This is a genomic window from Dactylosporangium sp. CA-139114 (genome assembly GCF_050955725.1).
In the GTDB taxonomy this organism is placed as follows: Bacteria; Actinomycetota; Actinomycetes; order Mycobacteriales; family Micromonosporaceae; genus Dactylosporangium.
Genome location: NZ_CP192080.1, coordinates 4554439 through 4574828, shown reverse-complemented (window position 1 = coordinate 4574828; position 20390 = coordinate 4554439). Strand labels below are relative to the sequence as shown.

Genomic DNA, 20390 nt, shown 5'->3' with positions numbered 1-20390 from the left:
CGACTCCTCTCAGCGAGCGGTGAATTCGGCCAGCAGCGCGTTGACCCGGGCGGCGTGGGTCAGGCTCGGGAAGTGCCCGGCGTCGGGCAGCTCCTCGTAGCGGGTGTCGGGGATGGTGCCGTGCAGCAGGTGCGCGGTCTTGAGCGGCACGACCGAGTCGAGCCGGCCGTGCACGAGCAGCGTCGGGACGGCGAGACCCGGCAGGCGCCCCAGCAGGTCGGGGTTGGCGGCGAACTCGTCGAGGTAGCGCAGCCCGATCTGCGCGTCCATGCTCTCGCAGCGCAGCAGCAGCCGCTCCCACGCCTGTGCCTCGTCCGCCCGGGTCACGCCGGCGGCGGTGAGCCGCTCGAAGTCCTCGCGGGCCACGAGCGAGAGCCGGTTCATCTCCCCGGCCCGGTTGCCGACCCGGTAGGAGCTGGCGATCAGCGTGAGCGACGCGACGCGGTCCGGGTGGCGCAGGGCGAACGCGGCGGCGGGCAGCCCGCCGAAGGAGGAGCCCGCCAGGTGTACCGGCTCGTGCAGCCCCAGCGCGTCGAGCGTGCGGGCCATCAGCCCGACGATGCCCTCGATGGACAGGTTCCCGGCGGCGGTGGTCGCGCCGACGCCCGCGTGGTGCACGGCGACCACCCGCATCCGGTCGGCGAGCGCGGCGAACTGCGGCGCATAGAACCCGGCGCCGATGTTGAAGGGCGGCATGAGCAGCAGGACCGGGCCGTCGCCGGCGGTGAACACCTCGACCTCGCCGTCGTCGAGGCGAACCAGCTCGCGGCGCACCCGCGGCTGGTGCTCGCGCAGCACCGCCCAGTTGTCGTCGGCGGGCCGGTGCCCCTCGTCCATCGCCGCGCGCACGTCCTCGGGGATGCGCCCGGCCGGGTGGTACACGGCCTGGGGCGCCGGCCCGGTCTCGTCCACGATCAGCAGGTCGGGCACGGGCGCCGGGTCGCGGTACCGCTCGGCGAGGGCCCGGCCGGCCTCGGCGGCCACCTCGGCCGGAAGGCCGACCGGGACCGCCAGGCGCACCCAGGCGCCGGAGCCCTCGACGGCGTCGTCGGCGAGGTGCGCGGCGCCGCGGACGCCGGTGCCCGCGTAGAGCCAGGCCAGCAGCGCCTGCACCGGATGGGCGAGGCCGGCCAGACGGGGCATCCGGGCGGTGTCCAGCAGCACGCAGTGCCCGCCGACCGGCTCCACGATCGGCACCTCGGCCGACCGCAGGGCCTGCGCGAGCGCGGCGACGGCGGCCATGCGCGCCCGGACCCCGGCGACCACCCGCTGCGGATCGGCCAGCGCGGCGTCGATGAGCCGCCGGTCGGCCAGGTTCACCTCACACCCGCGCAGCGCCACGTGCTCGCGCAGCCGCTCGGCGAGGGCCGGGTCCGATGTGGCGACGAGGCCGCCGCGGTCGACGCCGAAGTCCTTCGACAGCCCCATCGTCACCGCGTCGGCCAGGGCCAGCATCTCCCCCGCGACCGCCCAGGCGTCGCGGCCGTCGCGCTCGGCGACGGCGACGGCGTTGTCGACCAGCCGGGTGGCGTCCAGCACCAGCGACACCCCGTGCTCGCGCGTGACCGTGCGGATGTGGCGCAGGTTGTCCAGGCTCAGCGGCAGCCCGCCGAGCGCGTTGGTGCTCACCTCGACCGCGACGAACGCGACGTCACCCGGGTGCGCGGCCAGCAGTTCGGCGAGATGCCCGGGGTCGAGGTCGGCGCCGTCGCCGGTGCGGCGCACCGGCAGGGCCGAGAGGCCCCGGTCGAGCCGGCTGAGGGTCCACGTCGGGAAGAGCGGGTTCTGCACGACGTACCGCCCCGGGCCCGCCCAGGCGCGGCAGAGCAGGGCCTCGGCCGAGCGGCCCGAGGCGACCGGGACGACGCACGAGAACGGCAGGGCCGGGCGCGGGCCGAGGTCGAGGGCGCCGGAGTGGGCGGCGGCGCGCTCGCGCACGGCCGCGGTGCCGGCCCGGACGAAGTCCGCGTCGAGCTCGGCCCAGGAGTCGGTGAGCAGGTCGACGCCGACCTCCGCGGCCGGGATCCGCACGGGATTGTGGCCGTGCCGGTCAAGCTGTCCCTGATAAGGCGCCTCCGGCCGCCGGGGCGGGGGTGCCTCCACCTTCGCCGGGGCCGCGGGCCTCACCGTCGGATTGGTGATCATCAGCAGGACGGCGGTCACGTCGGCCGGGTCGGCGTCGGCGGGGCGGCACAGGTAGATCGGCAGGTTCACCGGCCGGAACTTGTTCTTGAACCGGAAGTTGCCCTCGCCGGAGAACACGCCGGACTCCCGCAGCTCGGCCAGGGCCCGCTCCACCGCCGGGTCGGCGTTGGGCGAGCCGGTCACCTGGACCCCGAAGGTGCCGCCGAAGCTGAACATCGTGCTGCCCTCGGCGGTGATCCGCTCGATGATGGCGACGATGGTGTACTCCAGGCCGCCGCGCGGCATCGCGTGCGGGTAGAACTCGAGGTCGAGCAGGTAGCCGGGCTCCGACGGGATGCGCGTGACGATGACGGCCGCGATGAGCTCGTCGTCGACGCGGGTGAGGAACATCCGGTGCCGCTCGGCGAGCACGCCCCGGCCGATCTCGTCGCGGACGGTCCCGACGTACGGATTGATCATCTCCTTGGTCGCGGTCCACCCGTCGATGATGCCCACGATCGCCTGGTCGGTCGCGGGATCGGAGCCGACGCGGTACTCCTCGACGCGCGCCTTCCCCGCCCGCTGGAACCGGCTGACGAGCGAGCGCACCCGGGTCATCGGGCCGCCGTCCAGCGTGAACTCGGGCAGCTTGTCCAGCCGCTGCACGACGCCGAAGGGCGTGGCGGTGAACGGCCGCCCCGCCACCTCGCTCAGCCGCACCATCGACAGCTGGTTGGGGCGCAGGCCGTGCCGCTCGGCGTGGGCGACCCACTCGGCGGTGAGCTCCTCCAGGTCGGCCGCGGAGCCGACGTAGCTCCAGGCGAGCAGCACGCCGTCGCGCTGCGAGGCGTTGAAGTACGCGGTGCGGCGCGAGCCGATGAACAGCAGCGGGGCGATGTCACGCCCGGGCAGGCCGCCCTCCTTGCCGTGGCGCTGCTCGAGCTCGGCCACGAGCGTCGCGGTCGCGGCGTCGAGCTCCTGCTTGGCGACCATCCACGGGCCCGCCTCCGTAGTGGCGCGGACCGCGGGCCCGGCGGCGTCGGGGCGGGGCGGGGCGGCCTGCGCGAGCCGGGCGGCCAGCGCGGCGCCGTGCTGCTGCGAGAGGTGCGCGGCGAGGCCGCCGAGCGTGGGATGGTCGAACAGCACGGTCTTGCGCATGGCGCCGAGGCCCCGCTCCAGGGCGCCGACCACCCGGAGCATGTCGAACGACGTGAACCCGTTGTCGGCGAACGACATTCGCCGGTCCCAGGGCCGCTCGAGCGCCGCGTCGATCACCGCGGCGAGGGCGGTCTCCACGTCGGGCGCCTCCGGCACCACCGGCCCGGTCGCGTCGGCGGCCGCGGCGGCGACGAACGCGCTCAGGCGGTCGACGGTGTCGTACTCGTACAGCTCCGTCGCCTTCAGGTCCAGTGCGAAGGTCGCGTTGAGCAGCCGCACGAGCTCCATGCGGTAGATGGAGTCGAGTCCGAGGTCGCCGAACGGCTGATCCAGCGCGATCGCCGCCTTCGGCAGGCCCAGGATCTGCCCCAGCCGCGCGACGACGAGCTCCTGGACGGCTCCGGCATCACGCGCCCGGCCCGGGTCGGCCGGTGCCGGTGCTGGGGCCGGTGCGGGCACGGGTGCCGCGGCGGGCTCGGGTGCGGGCGTGGGCGTGGGCGTGGGCGCGGGCAACGGGGTCAGGCGCAGCTTCGGCCGGCCTGTTCCGGGCGGCGTTGCGGGCTGGGACAACGTGACCTCCGCGGTGGGAATCGTGAACCAGTGGCGGGTCTCGGCGAACGGGAAGCCGGGCAGCGGTACCCGTCCCGGCGGGCTCGGCCACGCAGCCGCCCAGCCGACCGGCGCCCCCGCGACCCACGCCTCGGCCCGGGCGAGAGGCCCGGCCGCCGGTCCGGGGTCGCCGGGGGCGGCCGTCGAGCGCAGCACCGTCCCGCGCAGCAGTCCCGCGGGCGTCTCGCCGCGCCCGGCGGCCTCCAGCGCGGCGACGAGCTCGTCACGGCTCGCGGTGACGACGGCGAGCCGCTCGGCGAGGTCCTCCCGGCCGGTCTGCAGCGTCCAGGCCACGCGGGCCAGGTCCGGCGTCTCGGCGCGCAGGTGCCGGCCGAGCGCGGCGGCGTAGTCGGCCAGCGCCTCGGGCGTCGGCGCGGACAGCACGAACGCAAGGGGCGCGACGGGCGCCGGCCCGGCGGCGCGGGTCCCGTGGGCCTCCAGCACGACGTGGGCGTTGGTCCCGCCGAAGCCGAACGAGCTGACCCCGGCGCGCCGCGGCGTTCCCGGCCACGGTGACAGCCGCGTCTGCAGGCGCAGGGGTGTCCCGTCGAGGCGGACGTGCGGGTTCACCTGGCGCAGGTGCAGGCTCGGGGGCAGCTCGCCGTGCCGCATGGCCAGCAGCACCTTGAGGATCCCCGCGATGCCGGCCGCGGCCTCCAGGTGGCCCACGTTCGTCTTCACCGCGCCGATGGCGAGGGCCGCCCCGCCGGGACGGGTGCGTCCGAGGTCCGCCAGCGCCTGCTTGACGCCCTCGATCTCGACGGGGTCGCCGAGCTTCGTGCCGGTGCCGTGGGCCTCGAGGTAGGTGATCGTCTCCGGGTCGACCGCGGCGTCGCGCCAGGCGGCGGCGATGACCCGGGCCTGGGCGGCCGGGTTCGGGGCGGTGAGCGACGGCGCCCGCCCGCCGTGGTTGACCGCGCTGCCGAGGACCTCGGCGTAGATGTGGTCGCCGTCGCGCTCGGCCCGCTCCAGATCCTTGAGGACGACCACGCCGCAGCCCTCGCCGCGCACGTAGCCGTCGGCGTCGGCGTCGAAGGTCTTGCAGCGGCCGTCCGGGCTGAGCATGCCGGACTGGGTGAAGGCGTTGAACAGGCCCGGGCTGAGCAGGACGTTGACGCCGCCGGCGAGGGCGAGGTCGCAGTCGCCGGCCCGCAGCGCGGCGACGGCCCGGTGCACGGCCACGAGCGAGCTGGAGCAGGCGGTGTCGACGACCTCGCTCGGGCCGCGCAGATCCAGCAGGTACGACACCCGGTTGGCCAGGATCGAGTGCGCGATGCCGGTGGCGGTGTGCGCCTCGACCGGCACACCGTGGCCCTTGAGCAGGTCCTGGTAGTCCGAGGTGGAGACGCCCGCGAACAGGCCGGTGGCGGTGCCGGCGAGGGCCGACGGCCGATAGCCGGCGTCCTGCACCGCCCGCCACGCCGTCTGCAGGAACAGCCGCTGCTGCGGGTCCATCAGCGCGGCCTCGCGCGGGGCCACGCCGAAGAACCCGGCCGCGAAGCGGTCCACATGGGACAGGAACCCGCCGCGCAGGTGCCGGGTGCCGGGGTCGGCCCGCAGGTCGGCCCGGTCGGCGGGCACCTCGCCGATGAGGTCGTCACCGGCGCGCAGGTGCCGCCAGAACTCGTCGAGATCCGCGCACCCGGGCAGCACCCCGGCCATCCCGATCACGGCGATCCGCCGGCGTCGGGGCTCGGCCGTGACCACCGGCGCCACCGGGGCCGCCGGGGCCGCCGCGGCGGCCGGCGCGGGTGTGGGGGGTGTGAGCGCCGGATGCCGGGCCGCGACGGCCGCTGGATGGGAGCGCACGAGGTAGCCGGCGAACGCGTCCAGGTCGGGGCACTCGAACAGCACCGTCGGCAGCAGGTCCAGGCCGTAGCGCTCGTTGACCTGGTTGACGAGCTCGGTCAGCGAGATCGAGTCGAAGCCGAGGTCCATCAGCTCCGCCCCCAGCTCGACCTCCGCCGGGTCGACGAGCAGAAACGCCGCGGCCATCTCCCGCAGCTGGGCCCGCACGGCGTCGACGCGGTCCTCGGCGTCGCCGCCGGCCGCCGCCTCCGGCGGCTCGGCGGGGGACGGCTCGAGGGGCGATGTCGAGGAGTCCACCACCACCTCGGGCGAGTCCAGCGCGAGGGCGGCGGAGAAGGCGCGCAGACCGTCCTCGGGATCCAGCGGCACCATGCCGAAACGGCGGCGCAGCACCGCGAGGGTCGCCTCGTCGACCCGCATGCCGCTGTCGCGCCACAGCGGCCAGCCGATCGCGACCGTGCGGCCGGTGCGGGTGCCGGCGGCCCGCCACTGCTCGCGCAGCCCGGCGAAGGCCGCCAGGAACGCGTTGGCGTAGGCGTAGTCGACCTGGCCCGGGTTGCCCGTCTCGGCGACGACGGACGAGAACAGCGCGACGAAGTCCAGCGGCTGCCCGGCGGTGGCCCGGTCGACGGCGACGGTTCCGGCCACCTTGGCCGCGAGCACCGCGGCCACCTGCTCCTCGGTCTTGGCCACGGACCGGGCGTCGCGGGTCACGCCGGCCGCGTGCAGGACCCCGCGCAGCGGGCCGTGCCGCTCGGTGACGGCGGCGACCAGCCGCTCGAGGGCGTCGCCGTCGGTGACGTCCACGGCGTGGTACTCCACCGCGGCCGGCATCCCGTCCAGCGCCGCACGCCGTTCACCGTCCAGTTCGGACCGTCCGACGAGGACGACCGCCCCCGCGCCCCGCTCGGCGAGGTGCCGGGCGAAGCGCAGCCCGAGGCCGCCGGCGCCGCCGGTGACGAGGTACGCACCACCCGGGCGCACGCCGACCGGCTCACCCGCCCCGGCTCGCTCCAGCCGGCGCACCTCGCGGCGCCCGCCGGTGTAGCGGACCCGCTCGGCCCGCGGCCCGCACGCCAGCAGCTCGTCGACGAGCGCCTCGGCGTGCCGCCGCGGCCCGGCGGTCGCGTCGGCCCCCTCGAAGGCGACGACCGCGCCCCGGACCCGCTGATGCTCCAGCGCGAGGGTGCGCAGCGCGCCGGTGACGGCGGCGTCGTGCGGCTGCCCGGCCGGGCTGGCCGAGGCGTACCCGTACACGATGCGCAGCTCGCCGGGGCCGCGACCGGCCAGCAGGGCGGTGCTCATCCACAGCACCGTCAGCGGCCCGGTGGCGATGCGCTCGTCCAGGCCGGGACCGCCGGTCCAGGCCGGCTCGTCGGCCGGCAGGCGCAGCACCGCGCCGGGCCGGGCGCCCTCGGCGGCCAGCGTCTCGGCCACCGTGTGCAGGTCGTCGCGGGACCCGGCCCGCACCGTGAACCCCTCGGCGTCGCGGGCGAACCCGTCACCCGGCACGACCGTCACGCAGCGGCCGCCGTCGCGCTCGAGCCGGGCCCGGGCCGGCGCCGCGACGGCCGCGTCCGGGGCGATCAGGATCGTCAGCGACGGCGGTTGCGCGCGCGGCGGCGGCAGCGGCTCGGCGTCCCAGGTGGGCCGCAGCAGCGACCACTGGCCGGAGTCGGCGGCACGCGCCGGCACGGCGGCGACGCGCAGACCCCGGACGGCGAGCACCGGGCGGCCGGACCCGTCGGCCAGGTCGAGATCGAAGCGGTGCGGGCCGCTGCGGCGGACCCAGGCCCAGCCGGCGCCGGTGCACGGGGTGGCGTAGTCGGCGCGGTCGAACCCGACCGGGACCCGGGCATCGCCGGCGGTGCCGAGCGCGGCCAGCGCCTGCAGTGCGCCGTCCACACAGGACACCGGGCCGCCGTCCAGCCGGGCCAGCGCCTCGCTCTCGCCGGTCCACAGGTTGCGCACCGCGCGCATCCCCGGGCCGTACTCGAGGCCACCCGCGGCCAGGCCCGCGTAGAACGCGGTCACATCGTGCTCCCGGCCGCAGCGGGCCCGCACGGCGTCGAGGTCGAACGGCTCCGGCCGGCCGGCGCCGGGCTCCAGCGTGCCGGTCGCGACCGGGGCGTCGGGCGGGCCGGCGGTGAAGGCGGTTGCGGTACCGTCGCGGCGAAACCGCATCGGCAACCGCTCGGTGCCGTCGTCGAGCCGCACCGGCGCGAGCCAGCGCAGGTCACGGACCACGTCCGCGTCGACGCCGGACCGGGCCGCCGCCGTGCGCACCGCGTCGAGCAGCGCCGCGCCGGGCAGCCAGCGCTCGCCGCGCACCCGGTGCTCGCGAAGGTGGGGCGCGTCGCCGGTGAGGTCGGCCCCGGCACCGTCCCAAGCAGCGTCTGAAGCAGGGTCCGAAGCAGGGTCCGAAGCAGCGTCTGAAGCAGGGTCCGAAGCAGCGTCCGTGGGCGCGTCTGGCAGCCAGAAGCGGCGGCGGGCGAACGGCGTGGTCGGGAACGCCACGATCCGGGGGCGGCCGCTCCAGCGGGCGGCCCAGTCGACCTCGGCGCCGCCGGTCCAGGCGCGGGCCAGCCCGTCGAGCTGATCCGGGCCGCCGTCCAGCGCCGGGGCGGGCGGCCGGGCCGACGCCGTCGCGTGCCACAGACCGGGCCCGGCGTCCTCGCCGGCGCCGAACGCGGCCAGCCGCCGGGCGAGCGCGGGCAGGTCGTCGGCGCGGGCGGCGAGCCGCTCGTCGGCCTCGCGGCGGCCGACCTGGCTGGTGTAGGCGAGCGCGGCCGGGTCGGCGCCGGCGCCGTCCGGGGTGCGCAGGAACGCCGCAACGCGGGCCGCGTACGCGCGCAGGCGCTCGGGCGTGCGGGCCGAGAGCAGGAACAGGGCCGGGCCGTCGGCGGCCGGCGGTGCGGGCTCGGGCTCGGGCTCCTCCAGCACGACGTGGACGTTCGCGCCGCCCGCGCCGAACGAGCTCACCCCGGCCCGGCGGGGCGCGTCGCCGTCCGGCCGCGGCCACGGCGCCAGCTCGCGCTGGGGGCGGAACGGCGAGCCGGCGAAGTCGATCTTCGGGTTGACCGTGTCGAGGTTGGCGGCGGGGAACAGCTCCCGGTGCCGCAGCTGCAGCAGGACCTTCGTGAGCCCGACGATGCCGGCCGCGCCCTCCAGGTGCCCGACGTTGGCCTTGACCGACCCGACGGGGCACGGGGCCGCCCCCTCCGGCCGCGCCCCGAACGCCCGGGTGAGGCTCGCGATCTCGATGGGGTCGCCGAGCTCCGTGCCGGTGCCGTGCGCCTCGACGTAGCCGATCGTGGCGGGGTCGACGCCGGCCCGGTGCAGCGTCGCGCGGACGAGCTCGGCCTGGGCGTTGGGGTTCGGCACGGTGTACCCGCTGGTCTTGCCGCCCGCGTTGGCCAGGCTCGCCCGGATGACGGCCCAGATCCGGTCGCCGTCGGCGCGCGCGGCGGCCAGCGGCTTGAGCAGCACCGCGCCGACGCCCTCGCCCGGCACGTAGCCGTCCGCGGCAGCGTCGAAGGTGCGGCAGCCGTCGCCGCTGGCGAGCATGTTCATCGCCGACAGTGCGACGAGATGCGCGGGGTGGATGATGACGTTCACGCCCCCGGCGATCGCCATGCGGCACTCGCCCCGCCGCAGGCTCTCGCACGCCAGGTGCACCGCGGTCAGCGACGACGAGCACGCCGAGTCCACGGCGAAGCTCGGTCCGGTGAGGTCGAAGGTGTACGACACCCGGTTCGCCAGCGACCAGTACGCCGAGTGGGCGCCGGCGAACTCGCCGCGGGGCCAACCGCTCGCGGCGGCGAGCTTGCCGTACGAGCCGTACATGGTGCCGACGAAGACACCGGTCGCCGGCTCGTGGCGGCTCGGCCCGAGGTACCCGGCCTCCTCCAGCAGGTTCCAGCAGGTCTCCAGGAACAGCCGCTCCTGCGGGTCCATGGCGGCCGCGTCGCGGGGCAGCACCGAGAAGTGGGCGGCGTCGAACTGGTCGACGTCCTCGATGAAACCGGCCCAGCGCCCGTACGTGCGGCCGCGCCGGCCCTTGCGCGGATCGAAGTGCTCGCGCCAGTCCCATCGGGACGCCGGCACCTCGCGGATGCAGTTGGCGCCCGCGCGCAGGTTGCGCCACAGGGCGTCGAGGTCCGGGGACTCGGGGTAGCGGCCGGTGACGCCGACGACCGCGACGGCGCCGGGATCCTCGACGGGTTCCGTTCTGGCGGATGCTGTACCGACTGTTGCTGTGCCGACGGTGCCGGCCTCGGGCGCGCCCGTCGCATCGTCGCGGCCGGGCAGCACGCGGGCCAGCTCCCCCGGGCGCTCGGCGAGCAGGTGGTTCGCGAGCCGGTCGATGGTCATGTGCTCGAACAGCAGGGTCGCCGGCAGCTCCCCCAGATCGGTGGCGAGGCGGTGGACGAGATCGACCGCGACGAGCGAGTCGACGCCGAACGTCTCGAACGTCTCCCGGTCCCGCAGGGTCTCCGGCCGGCACTTGAGCACCTCGGCGAAGACGTCGCGCAGGTACTCGCGCACCTCGGCGACGTCGGGCCCGCCCGCCGGCTCGGGGTCGACGACCGCGAGGCCGTAGTCGCCCAGCCGCTCCGGGTCCGCGTCGAGCACGAGGACCTGCGGCAGTCCGGCGGCGAGGATGCGGCGCAGCGCACGGTACCCGGCGTCCGGCTCGATCGAACGAACGCCGAGGCCGGCGAACCGGTGCGCGTAGGCGTCTCCCGCGACGGCGCCGACGCCGCCCCAGTACCCCCAGTTGACCACGGTGACGGGGAACGGGGCGGCCGCGGCGCACGCGTCCTGGGCGGCGCTGGCCGCGGCGTAGTTGGCCTGGCCGCCGGCCGCCACGAACGACGCCGCCGAGGAGAACAGCACGCACAGCTCGAGCGGCTCGTCGCGCAGCGCATCGAGCAGGGTGGCCGTGCCGGCGAGCTTCGGGGCCAGCACCTCGGCCACGGCGGCGTCGTCGAGCCGGGTCAGTGCCGCGTCCCGCCACACCCCGGCGGCGTGCAGCACGCCGTCGAGCCGGCCGAACCGGCGCCGGGCGAGCGCCACCGCCGCCCGGACCGCCGCCGGGTCGGTGACGTCGGCGCGCACGTACTCGGCCTGCCCGCCCGCCTCGGCCACGGCCCGCAGCGCCTCGGCGATCGCGGGGGTGAGCTCCCGGCGGCCGGTCCACACCAGCCGCGCCCGGTGCCGGCGAGCCAGCTGCAGGCTGAGGGCGGCGCCGAGCCCACCGGCGCCACCGACGACGAGGTACACGCCACCGTCGCGGAACGGCTCCCGGTCCGGCGCGGGCGGCTCGGCCCGGACGAACCGCAGCCGCCACGCGCGCCCGCCCCGCCAGGCCAGCAACGGCTCCCCGCCCGCGTCCGCCGTGATGCGCCGCACGGCCACGTCCGGGTCGTCCGCGGCGTCGAGCCCGACGTCGACGCAGCGGACCGTCCACGCCCGGTGCTCGGCCGCCGCGGAGCGCGCGACGCCGAACACGCCCGCCACATCCGGGTGCACCCGGTCTGCGGGGCCGGTCGCGACGGCACCGGCGGCGGCGACGGTCAGCCGGAGCGCTCGTCCGGCGGGCACGGTCGTCGCCAGCGCCCGCACGCTGCGCACGGCCGCCGCGACCGTGGCCCCGCCGGGCGAGCCGGGGCCGCACAGCAGATACGCGGTGTCCACCGTGGACGCCGCGGCGGGCAGCGGCTCGCCGAGCGTCGCGCGCACGGTGCCGGGGCCGAGGCTGTCGGCGAGGGCGTCGGCGAGGGCGTCGGCCTCGCCCGCCGAGGGTGCGGCCACGACGATCGCCCGGCCGGCGCGCGGTCCGGCCGCGACGGGCGTCTCGGCCCAGTGTGGGCAGAGCAGCATCGGATCCTCGGCGGCCACCGTGCCGCTCCCGGCCACCGTGCCGCTCCCGGCCACCGCGCCGCTCCCGACCGTGGCCGGGGTCCGGGCGGGGCGCAGTGCGAGGCCGGTGCAGCGCAGCGCCACGCGGCCCTCGGCGTCGGCGAGGGCGACGTCGTAGCGGTGCGCGCCGGTGCGGCGGACGTGGGCGTGGGCGGCGACCGCGGCCGGGTCGGGCACCTCGATGGTGTCGGCGGCGAAGGGCAGGAGCGGGCCGGCCGCCGCGGCATCGGCCAGCGCCGCGATGGCCTGCCAGGCACCGTCCAGCCGGCGCGGGTCGAGCACGCCGCCGGCGACCGCCGGCGCGGGACCGTCCGGGGTGCCGGTGGGCGGGGCGAACGTGGCGAGGGCCTCGTCGTCGCCGACGGCGAGCGCGGCGATGCGATAGGACGGCCCGTAGTCGAGGCCGGCCGCGGCGAACGCCGCGTAGAGCTCGGTGATGTCGCGCCGGGCCGGGCAGCGGGCGGCCACGGCATCGACGTCGAGCCGCTCGGGCGGGGACGGGGGCAGGTGGCCGGCGGCTCCGCGCACGTACACCTCGGCGTCCTCACCCTCGACGGTGAACGCCCCGTCGGTGCCGGCGCGCAGACGCAGGGTGCGTGGCGCGTCGAGGTCGACCGGGCGCAGCCAGCGCAGCGCGGTGAGCCGAGCCGGTCCGCCCCGGCTCGCCAGCGCCCAGCAGGCCGAGACGGCGCCGGCGAGCACGGGGCGACCGGCGAGGCGGTGGTGCGTCACGAGCTCGTCCCCGGGGTCCGCCCGCCACGTGCCGGCCGGGCGAGCGCCGGACGGCCAGTGCCGCTCGGGCTCGAAGGGGTAGCCGGGGATGCGCACGCGGCGGACGGGCTCGCCGTCGTGCAGCGCGGCCCAGTCCGGGTCCGTCCCCGCGACGTACGCGGCGGCCAGCCGGGCCAGCTCGGCGTGCCGGCCCGGGTCGCCGCCGGTGTCCGGGCCGGGGGCGTCGACGGCCACCGGGTCGGCGGGCGACCAGGCGGCCAGGCGCTCGCGCAGCCCGGCCACGTCGGTGACGACGAAGGCGGCCCGGGCCGGCAGGTGGGCGCGGGCGGTGCCGAGCGTGTGGGCCAGGTCGCGCAGCGGCGCGTCACCGTGCGGGGCGTCGTGCAGGGCGTCGTGCAGCTGGGCGATGCGCCGGCGCAGGGCCGACTCGGTCGCCGCCGAGACGGGCACGAGCTCGGCGCGGGCCGCGGCGGTGGCGGCGGGCGCCGGGGCGGGCGGGGCCTCGGCGAGGATGACGTGCGCATTCGTACCGCTGAAGCCGAAGCTGCTCACCGCGGCCCGGCGGATCCCGTCCCGGCCCGGCGGGAACGGCGTCGGCTCGACCGGCACGGTGAAGGGGCCGCCGTCCAGGTCGATGCGCGGGTTCGGCGTCGCGAACCCGGGCGAGGGCGGGATGACGCGGTGCCGCAGCGCCTGGACGGCCTTGATGAAGCCGGTGATGCCCGCGGCCATGGTCGTGTGCCCGACGTTGCCCTTCACCGAGCCGACCGCGCACCAGCCGGAGCGGCCGTCCGCGTGCTCGCCGAAGACGTTGCCGAGGGCCTTGAACTCGATCGGGTCGCCCAGCGGGGTGCCGGTGCCGTGGGCCTCGACGTACCCGACGTCGGCCGGGCTGACCCCGCCGCGGGCGTAGACCTCGCGCAGCAGGGCGGCCTGGGACTCGGCGCTGGGCGCGGTGATGCCGTTGGTGTGCCCGTCGCCGTTGACGCCGCTGGCCTTCACCACGGCGTAGACGTGGTCGCCGTCGGCGAGGGCCCGGCGCAGCGGCTTGAGCACGACGGCGCCGACCGCCTCGCCCAGGACGATCCCGTCGGCCGAGGCGTCGAACGGCGCGCACCTCCCGGTCGGCGACAGCATGCCGGTCTTGCTCGTCCACACGTGCATCCGCGGGGTGACCATCACCGCGACACCGCCCGCGATCGCCAGGTCGCAGGCGCCGGAGCGCAGGCTCTCGGCGGCGAGGTGCACGGCGACGAGCGACGACGAGCAGGCGGTGTCGATCGACATCGTGGGGCCGGTGAGGTTGAGCAGGTACGCGATGCGGGCGGCCAGAATCGACGGCGAGTTGCCCAGGAACGCCTGGCCGGCGCCGTCGAGCCCGGACGCCTCCAGCAGCCGCAGGTAGTCGCCGCCGCCGCTGCCGACGAACACGCCGCACCGGCGCGACCCGCGCTGGACGTAGCCGGCGTCGTCGAGCGCGGCCCACGCCCGCTGCAGGAACAGCCGCTGCTGCGGGTCCATCAGCTCCGCCTCCATCGGCGAGATGCGGAAGAACGCCGCGTCGAACGCGTCCACGTCGGCCAGTGGTGCGGACCACTTGCTGTAGCTGCGGCCGGGCGCGTGCCGGTCGGGGTCGTAGGTCTCGGCCGGGTCCCAGCGCTCGGGGGGCACCTCCCGGATGCTGCACCGCCCGTCCCGCAGGTTGTTCCAGAACGCGTCCACGTCCGGCGCGTCGGGGAACGCCCCGGACATCCCGATGACGGCGATGTCGTCGGCATCGTCATCGGCGGGCGCGGCCGGGGTGAACGAGGCGGCCACCGGCGCGAGCCGCAACGGAGGCGGGCCGGCCACGGGGGGTCGCGGTTCAGGACTCGTCGCCGCCGAAGCAGGCACCGAGACAGGCGCTGGGTCCGACGCTGTGTCAGGCGCTGTGTCAGGTGCCGTGTCAGGCGATTTGTCAGGCGCAGCGGGCAGCGGCGCGGGGGCGGCGGGAGCGGTGGCCCTCGCCTCCAGGCGGCGGGTCTCGGCGGCGCTGTCGAGGGCGTGGTCGGCGAGGCGGTCGACGGTCGGGTGGTCGTACACGGTGACGGAGTCGAGGTCCAGACCGAAGCGCCGGCTGAGGTCGCGGACCAGTTCGACGGCGCCGAGTGAGTCGATGCCCATCTCGCTGAATGTCAGCCGGTGGTCGATCTCGGCCGGCTCCAGGTACAGCTGGGCGCCCAGCGTCCGGCCGATCGCCGCCACCACCTCGTCGCGGTCGAGCGCCGGCCCGGCCGCGACCTCGATCGGCGGGGGCGCGGCGGCGATAGACGTGACCGGGGCGAGCGCGACAGGCGCCGGTGCCGGCGCGACAAGCGTGGGGGCGGGAGCTGGGGCGGGCGTGAGCGGGGCGAGCGCGACAGGCGCTGGCGCCGTCGCGACAAGCGTGGGGGCGGGAGCTGGGGCGGGCGTGAGCGGGGCGAGCGCGACGGGCGCCGGTGTCGGCGCGGCGAGCGCGGGGGCGGAGGCGGAGGCGGGCGTGAGCGGGGCGAGTGTGATGGGGGCCGGTGCCGGTGCGGCGGGGGCGGGCGTCTCCCGGCCCGCGTAGCGGTCCACCTTGCCCATGTGCTCGCGGACCAGGCCGACCGCGCCGGCGCCCAGGACGCGCTCGTGCAGGGCGACCTCGCGCGACACCGCGGCGTCGACGGTCGTCAGCACCCGGTCGGCCAGCTCGCGCTTGAGGGCCGCGACGGCCGTCTCCGGCTGCCGGGCGATCGAGCGGGCCACGGCAAGCGCGGCCGGCAGGACGTCCGCCCGGTTCTCGAAGCGGACCTGCGCGCCGCGGCGCTCCAGCTCCGCGCCGTCGAACGCGCGGCCGGTGTAGAACATCTCGCTCGCCAGCGCCCGGCCGAAGCGGTGCTCCAGGATGAACGTGGCGCCCATGCCCGGCGTGAAGCCGTAGTGCAGGAAGTTCGCCGCGTAGCCGGGTTCGCGGGCCATGATGACGACGTCGGCGTAGAGGCCGAAGGCCAGGCCGCCGCCCGAGGCGTGGCCGGTGATGGCGGCCACCACGGGCCGGTCGCAGCGCAGCAGGCCGCGGTAGAGGAACGGGACGTCGGTGAAGCGCCCGTCGCCGCGGGCCAGCCGTTCCAGCGCATCGGGGGTGCCGCCCATGCTGAATGCCGGGCCGGACGCGGTGAGCACGACGGCCTTGACGGACGGCTCGGCGGCCACGCCGGCGAACGCCGCCTCAAGGCCGCGCACGAGCCCCTCGGTGAACATGTTGCGGTCGCCGCGCATGGTGACCACCGCGACGCCGTCGTCGAGCACCCGGACGTCGACCGGAACGTCACCGGCGGCAGCGGGCGAGGACTCCGGCAGGGGCTCAGGCAAGGGCTCCGGCAGGGGCTCAGGCAAGGGCGAGGGAAGGGCTTGGGGCTCGAGCAAGGACTGCGGTGCGAGTGAGGGTGCGCTCCCCCGGCGGCGCCACTGGCCGACCCAGCAGCGCTCGCCGGCGAACGGGTACCCGGGCAGCGGCACCCGGCGGCGCGCGCCCGGGCGGTGCAACCGCGCCCAGTCCACGTCGGCGCCGCTCACCCAGCGCGCCGCCAGCTCGTGCAGGCCGACGCCCGCCGGGTCGACGACCGGGTGCTCGCCCGCCGCGACGCCGAGCAGGACACCGGCGGGCGGCTCGGCACCGGTGGCGACCGCCCGCAACGCCGCGCGCAGGGCGGGCAGGTCGCCGACGACGACGGCCAGGCGGTGCGCCATCGCGGCCCGGCCGACCTGCGAGGTGTAGGCGACGTCGGCGAGGCTGAGCCCGGAGCCCGGCGACGCAACGGCCAGGCCGAGACCCGAGCCCGGCGACGCGGCGGCCAGCGAGCGGGGCGTGGCGAGGCCGCTGACGGGGCCGAAGCGCTCGCGCAGGCTCAGCAGCGCCGCCCGGTCCAGGCCCAGGTCGGTGAGCGTCTCGTCCGGGTCGACGGTCGCCGCGTCGACGCCGAGCAGTTCGGCGACCGCGGCCGTGACGGCGGCCAGGACTGCGTCGACGGCCGAGGCGGTGACGGCGGCCGAGGCCGTGCCGGGGGCCGAGGCCGTGCCGGGGGCCGAGGCCGTGCCGGGGGCCGGGGCGTCCGCGCCGGGGTCGTCGGCGAGGGCCGCCTCGACCTGCCCGGCGTAGCGGCGCAGTGCCGGCTCGTCGCGGGCCGAGAGCACGAAGAGGGCCTCGCCGGGGGCGGGTTCGGGTGGCGGTACCGCTGCCGCCTCCTCCACGACGAGGTGCGCGTTGGCCCCGCCGGCGCCGAACGCGCTCACGCCCGCCCGCCGCGGGCCACCGTCGCCGGGCGCGGGCCACGGCGCCGCCTCGCGCTGGATGTGCAGGGGCGTGCCGTCCAGCTCGATGTGGGGGTTGATCCGCTCGGCGTGCAGCGACGGCGCCAGGGTGCGGTACCGCAGCTGCAGCAGCACCTTCGTCAGCGCCGCGATGCCGGCGGCGCTCTCGGCGTGGCCGATCGACGACTTGACCGAGCCGACCGCGCACCCGCCCGGCGGGGCCGACTCGGCGAAGACGGCGCGCAGCGCCTCGATCTCGATCGGGTCGCCGAGCGAGGTGCCGGTGCCGTGCGCCTCGACGTAGCCGACCGTCTCCGGGGCGACGCCGCCGCGCCGCCAGGCCTCGCGGATGAGGTCGGCCTGGGCGGCGGGGCTGGGGACGGTGAAGCCGCTCGTGCGGCCGGCGTGGTTGAGCGCCGTGGCGCGGATGATGCCGTAGACGTGGTCGCCGTCGCGCACCGCGGCGCCGAGCGGCTTGAGCACGACCGCGCCGACGCCCTCGGCCGGGACGTAGCCGGTGCCGCCCTCGCCGAAGCTGCGGCAGCGGCCGTCGTCGGAGAGGAACTGGCCCTGGGCGAGCTGGAGGTACTTCTGCGGATGCACGGTGAGGTTGACGCCCCCGGCGACGGCCAGGTCGCACTCCCCGAGCCGGAGCGCCTGCACGGCGAGGTGCACGGCCGACAGCGACGACGAGCACGCGGTGTCCACGGCCATGCTGGGCCCGGTGAGGCCGAGGGTGTACGACACCCGGTTCGCCACCGCCGCGTGCATCGCCGCCGGCGCGACGCCGTCCTCGTCGAAGAGCTGGTAGTGGCTCCAGGTGACACCGGCGAACACGCCCACGGGCGCACCGCGCAGCCGCTGCGGCGCGTACCCGGCGTCCTCGATCGCCTGCCAGGCGGTGGTGAGGAACAGCCGCTCCTGGGGGTCCATGCGCTCGGCGTCCTTGCGGGAGATGCCGAAGAACGCGAAGTCGAACTCGTCGATGCCGTCGAGGAAGCCGCCCCAGCGCCCGTAGGTGCGGCCCGGGGCTCCGCGCTCGGCGTCGAAGTACCGCTCGTGGTCCCAGCGCCCGGCCGGGACCTCGGTGACGCAGTCGCGGCCGGCCGCGAGGTTGCGCCAGAACGTGCGCAGGTCGGGCGCCTGCGGGTACTGCCCGGCCAGGCCCACGATCGCCACATCGCCGCCGTGCGGGGCGGGCTCGGTGTTCGGGGCGACCGGCGGCAGCGGCTCCGGGCGGGGCAGGCCCTCCGCGGCCCGGTCCGGGTCGCCGTAGCGCACGAGCACGGTGCCGTCGCCGGCGGCGAGCGCGGACTCCAGCGCGGCCAGGCCCGCCCCGGTCGGCAGCGGTGCCGTGCCGTGCTCCCGCCGGGCGCGCTCGATCGCCGCGTCCGCGATGCGCATGCCGCCGTCGGCCCACAGCGGCCACGCGACGGCGACGCTGACGCCGTGGCGGTCCGGGCGGGCCGCCCGCCACTCGACGAAGTGTTCCAGGTAGGCGTTGGCGTAGGCGTAGTCGCACTGGCCGGGGTTGGGCACCGTGGCCGACTGGGACGAGAACACGGCGAAGAACGCGAGGTGGTCGCCGGCGGTGGCGGCGTCGAGGTGCCGGGCCCCGGCGGCCTTCGGGCCGGTCACGTCGGCGAAGTCGGTGCGGCGTTTGGCCGGGAAGAGCCCGTCGCGCAGCGTTCCGGCCAGGTGCAGCACGCCGTCGATGCGCCCGAAGTGGGCCCGGCCCCGCTCGACGGCGGCCCGCACGGCGCCGGCGTCGGCGAGGTCGGCCACGACGTGCAGGACCTCGGCTCCGGCGGCCCGCCACGCGGCGATGCGCCCCGCGAGCGGCTCGCCGAGGGGGCGGCGGCCGAGCAGGATGCAGCGGGCACGGTACCGCCGCGCGAGGTGCTCCCCCACGAGCCCGGCGAGCGCCCCGTCGGCCCCGGTGAGCAGGTAGACGCCGCCGTCGCGCAACGGCACCGGGCCGCCGGGCACGGGCAGCGGGGCGTACGCGCGCGTCTCACGCCGCCCGGCGACGTGACGGACCTCGCTGCCGCCGGCCGGGTCGGCGACCTCCCCCGCGATCGCGGCGGCGAGCGGCTCCGGGCTCCAGGCGGCGACGCCGACCGAGCGGATTCGCAGCGCGGGCGCCTCCGCCGCGACGGTTCGGCCCAGCGCGCCGACCGCGGCCCCGGCCGGGTCGGGCGAGCGGTGCACGTAGAGGATCGGCCCGGGAGCGGCCAGGCGGCGGCGGTGCAGCGCCGAGGCGAGCGTCCACGCCTCGACCGCGGGCCGGGCCGGGTCGGAGGCCTCCGGGGCCGGGGCGACACGCACGTACGCGGCGCCGTCGGCGGCCGCGGAGACGATGCGGTCGGCCTGGGCCGGGTCGGTGAGGTCGAGTCCGTCGCCGGGGTGGGCGTCGACGGCGTGGCCCGCACGGCGCAGCGCGGCCACGGTGGCCTCGTCGGCCCCGATGACCACCAGCGGCCGTGCGGCGCCCGGGTCCGGCCCGGCCCCGATCGCGGCCCACTGGGGCCGGAACAGGGTGGTGGCAAGGTCCGACGGGCCCGGGCCGGCGCCGGCGGCCGCGGGCGGGTGGAAGGCGTGGGCGGAGCCGAGGTGCTCGGCGAGGCTCGCGATGTCGCTGTGCTCGAACAGCAGCGTCGGGTACAGCGCCGTCGCGGCCACCGGCTCCAGCTCCCGGCTGATGTCGAGCATGGCGACGGAGTCCAGGCCGAGCTCGTAGAAGCCGGCGTCGACCGGCACATCCACGGCGGCGCGGCCGAGCCTCTCGCCGACGAGGGCCCGCAGGTGGCCGGCGAAGGCGCGCACCGCGTCCGCGCCGGAGTGCGGAAGCCGGGCGGCCGGAGCCGCCGGCACGTCGGCGAGCAGGCGGGAGATCAGACCGGCGTGGCGGATCCGCTTGCAGGTGAGCTTGCCGAACTCGGCCAGCAGCGTCCCGGCCGCATCGTAGAGGCCGTAGTCGTTGTCGATGACGTCGCCGGACGCGGCGAGCGTCTCGACCCGGGGCGCGTAGAGCAGCGTGGTGCCGCGCAGCGGACGCGGGGCGCGGAACCGGTCGAGGTACATGGGGATGAACGGGTCCCGCGAGACGGCCTCGGTCTGGCCGTAGGCCGCGATGGTCGCCGCGTCGAGCTTGGCCGGGTGGAGGTGGAAGGCGTCCTCGGGCGGGGCGGCCGGGTCGAGGTCGAGCTCGGCGAGCAGGTAGCCGTCGCCCACGTGCAGGTCGCCGTGGCAGGTCATCGCCGGGCCGTGCCGGATGTCCTCGGCCCGGGCCCGCGCGTACAGCTCGGCGATCGGGTAGCTGCGCCGGACCCCGGCCCGCAGCGCGGCGAGGTCGAGCGGCGCGGCCTCGGGGGCGTCGGCGAAGAGGAGCTCGGCGCGCATGTTCTCCCGCCAGGGTGCCTCCGGGCGGCCGGCCCAGCGGCTCTGGGCGGTGACGGGGCGGCCGCCGCCGGGGCCGGGTGCGCCGACGCACAGGCGCAGCTCCCGGGGCGCGCCCTCGGCGGTGACGACCGGCTCGGGGAACAGGATGCGGCGCAGCTCGGCCCGCTCGGTGTCCAGGCCCTGTGCGGCCAGGACCCGCATCAGGATGTCCAGGAACGTCACGCCGGGCAGCACCGAGACCCCGTGCACCCGGTGGTTGCTCATGATGAAGTCGGTGTCGGACAGCTCGAGCCGACACTCGATCTGGGGGTCGTCCATGT

1 protein-coding gene is annotated in these 20390 nt (G+C 77.2%); it reads right to left on the bottom strand.

Features of this window, described 5'->3' with window-relative positions; all coding sequences use genetic code 11:
- Positions 1 to 9: 9 nt before the first annotated feature.
- On the bottom strand, positions 10 to 20388 hold the full coding sequence (locus tag ACQP2P_RS20610) for an SDR family NAD(P)-dependent oxidoreductase (RefSeq protein WP_433618264.1): 20379 nt from the start codon (positions 20386 to 20388) through the stop codon (positions 10 to 12).
- Positions 20389 to 20390: the final 2 nt, after the last annotated feature.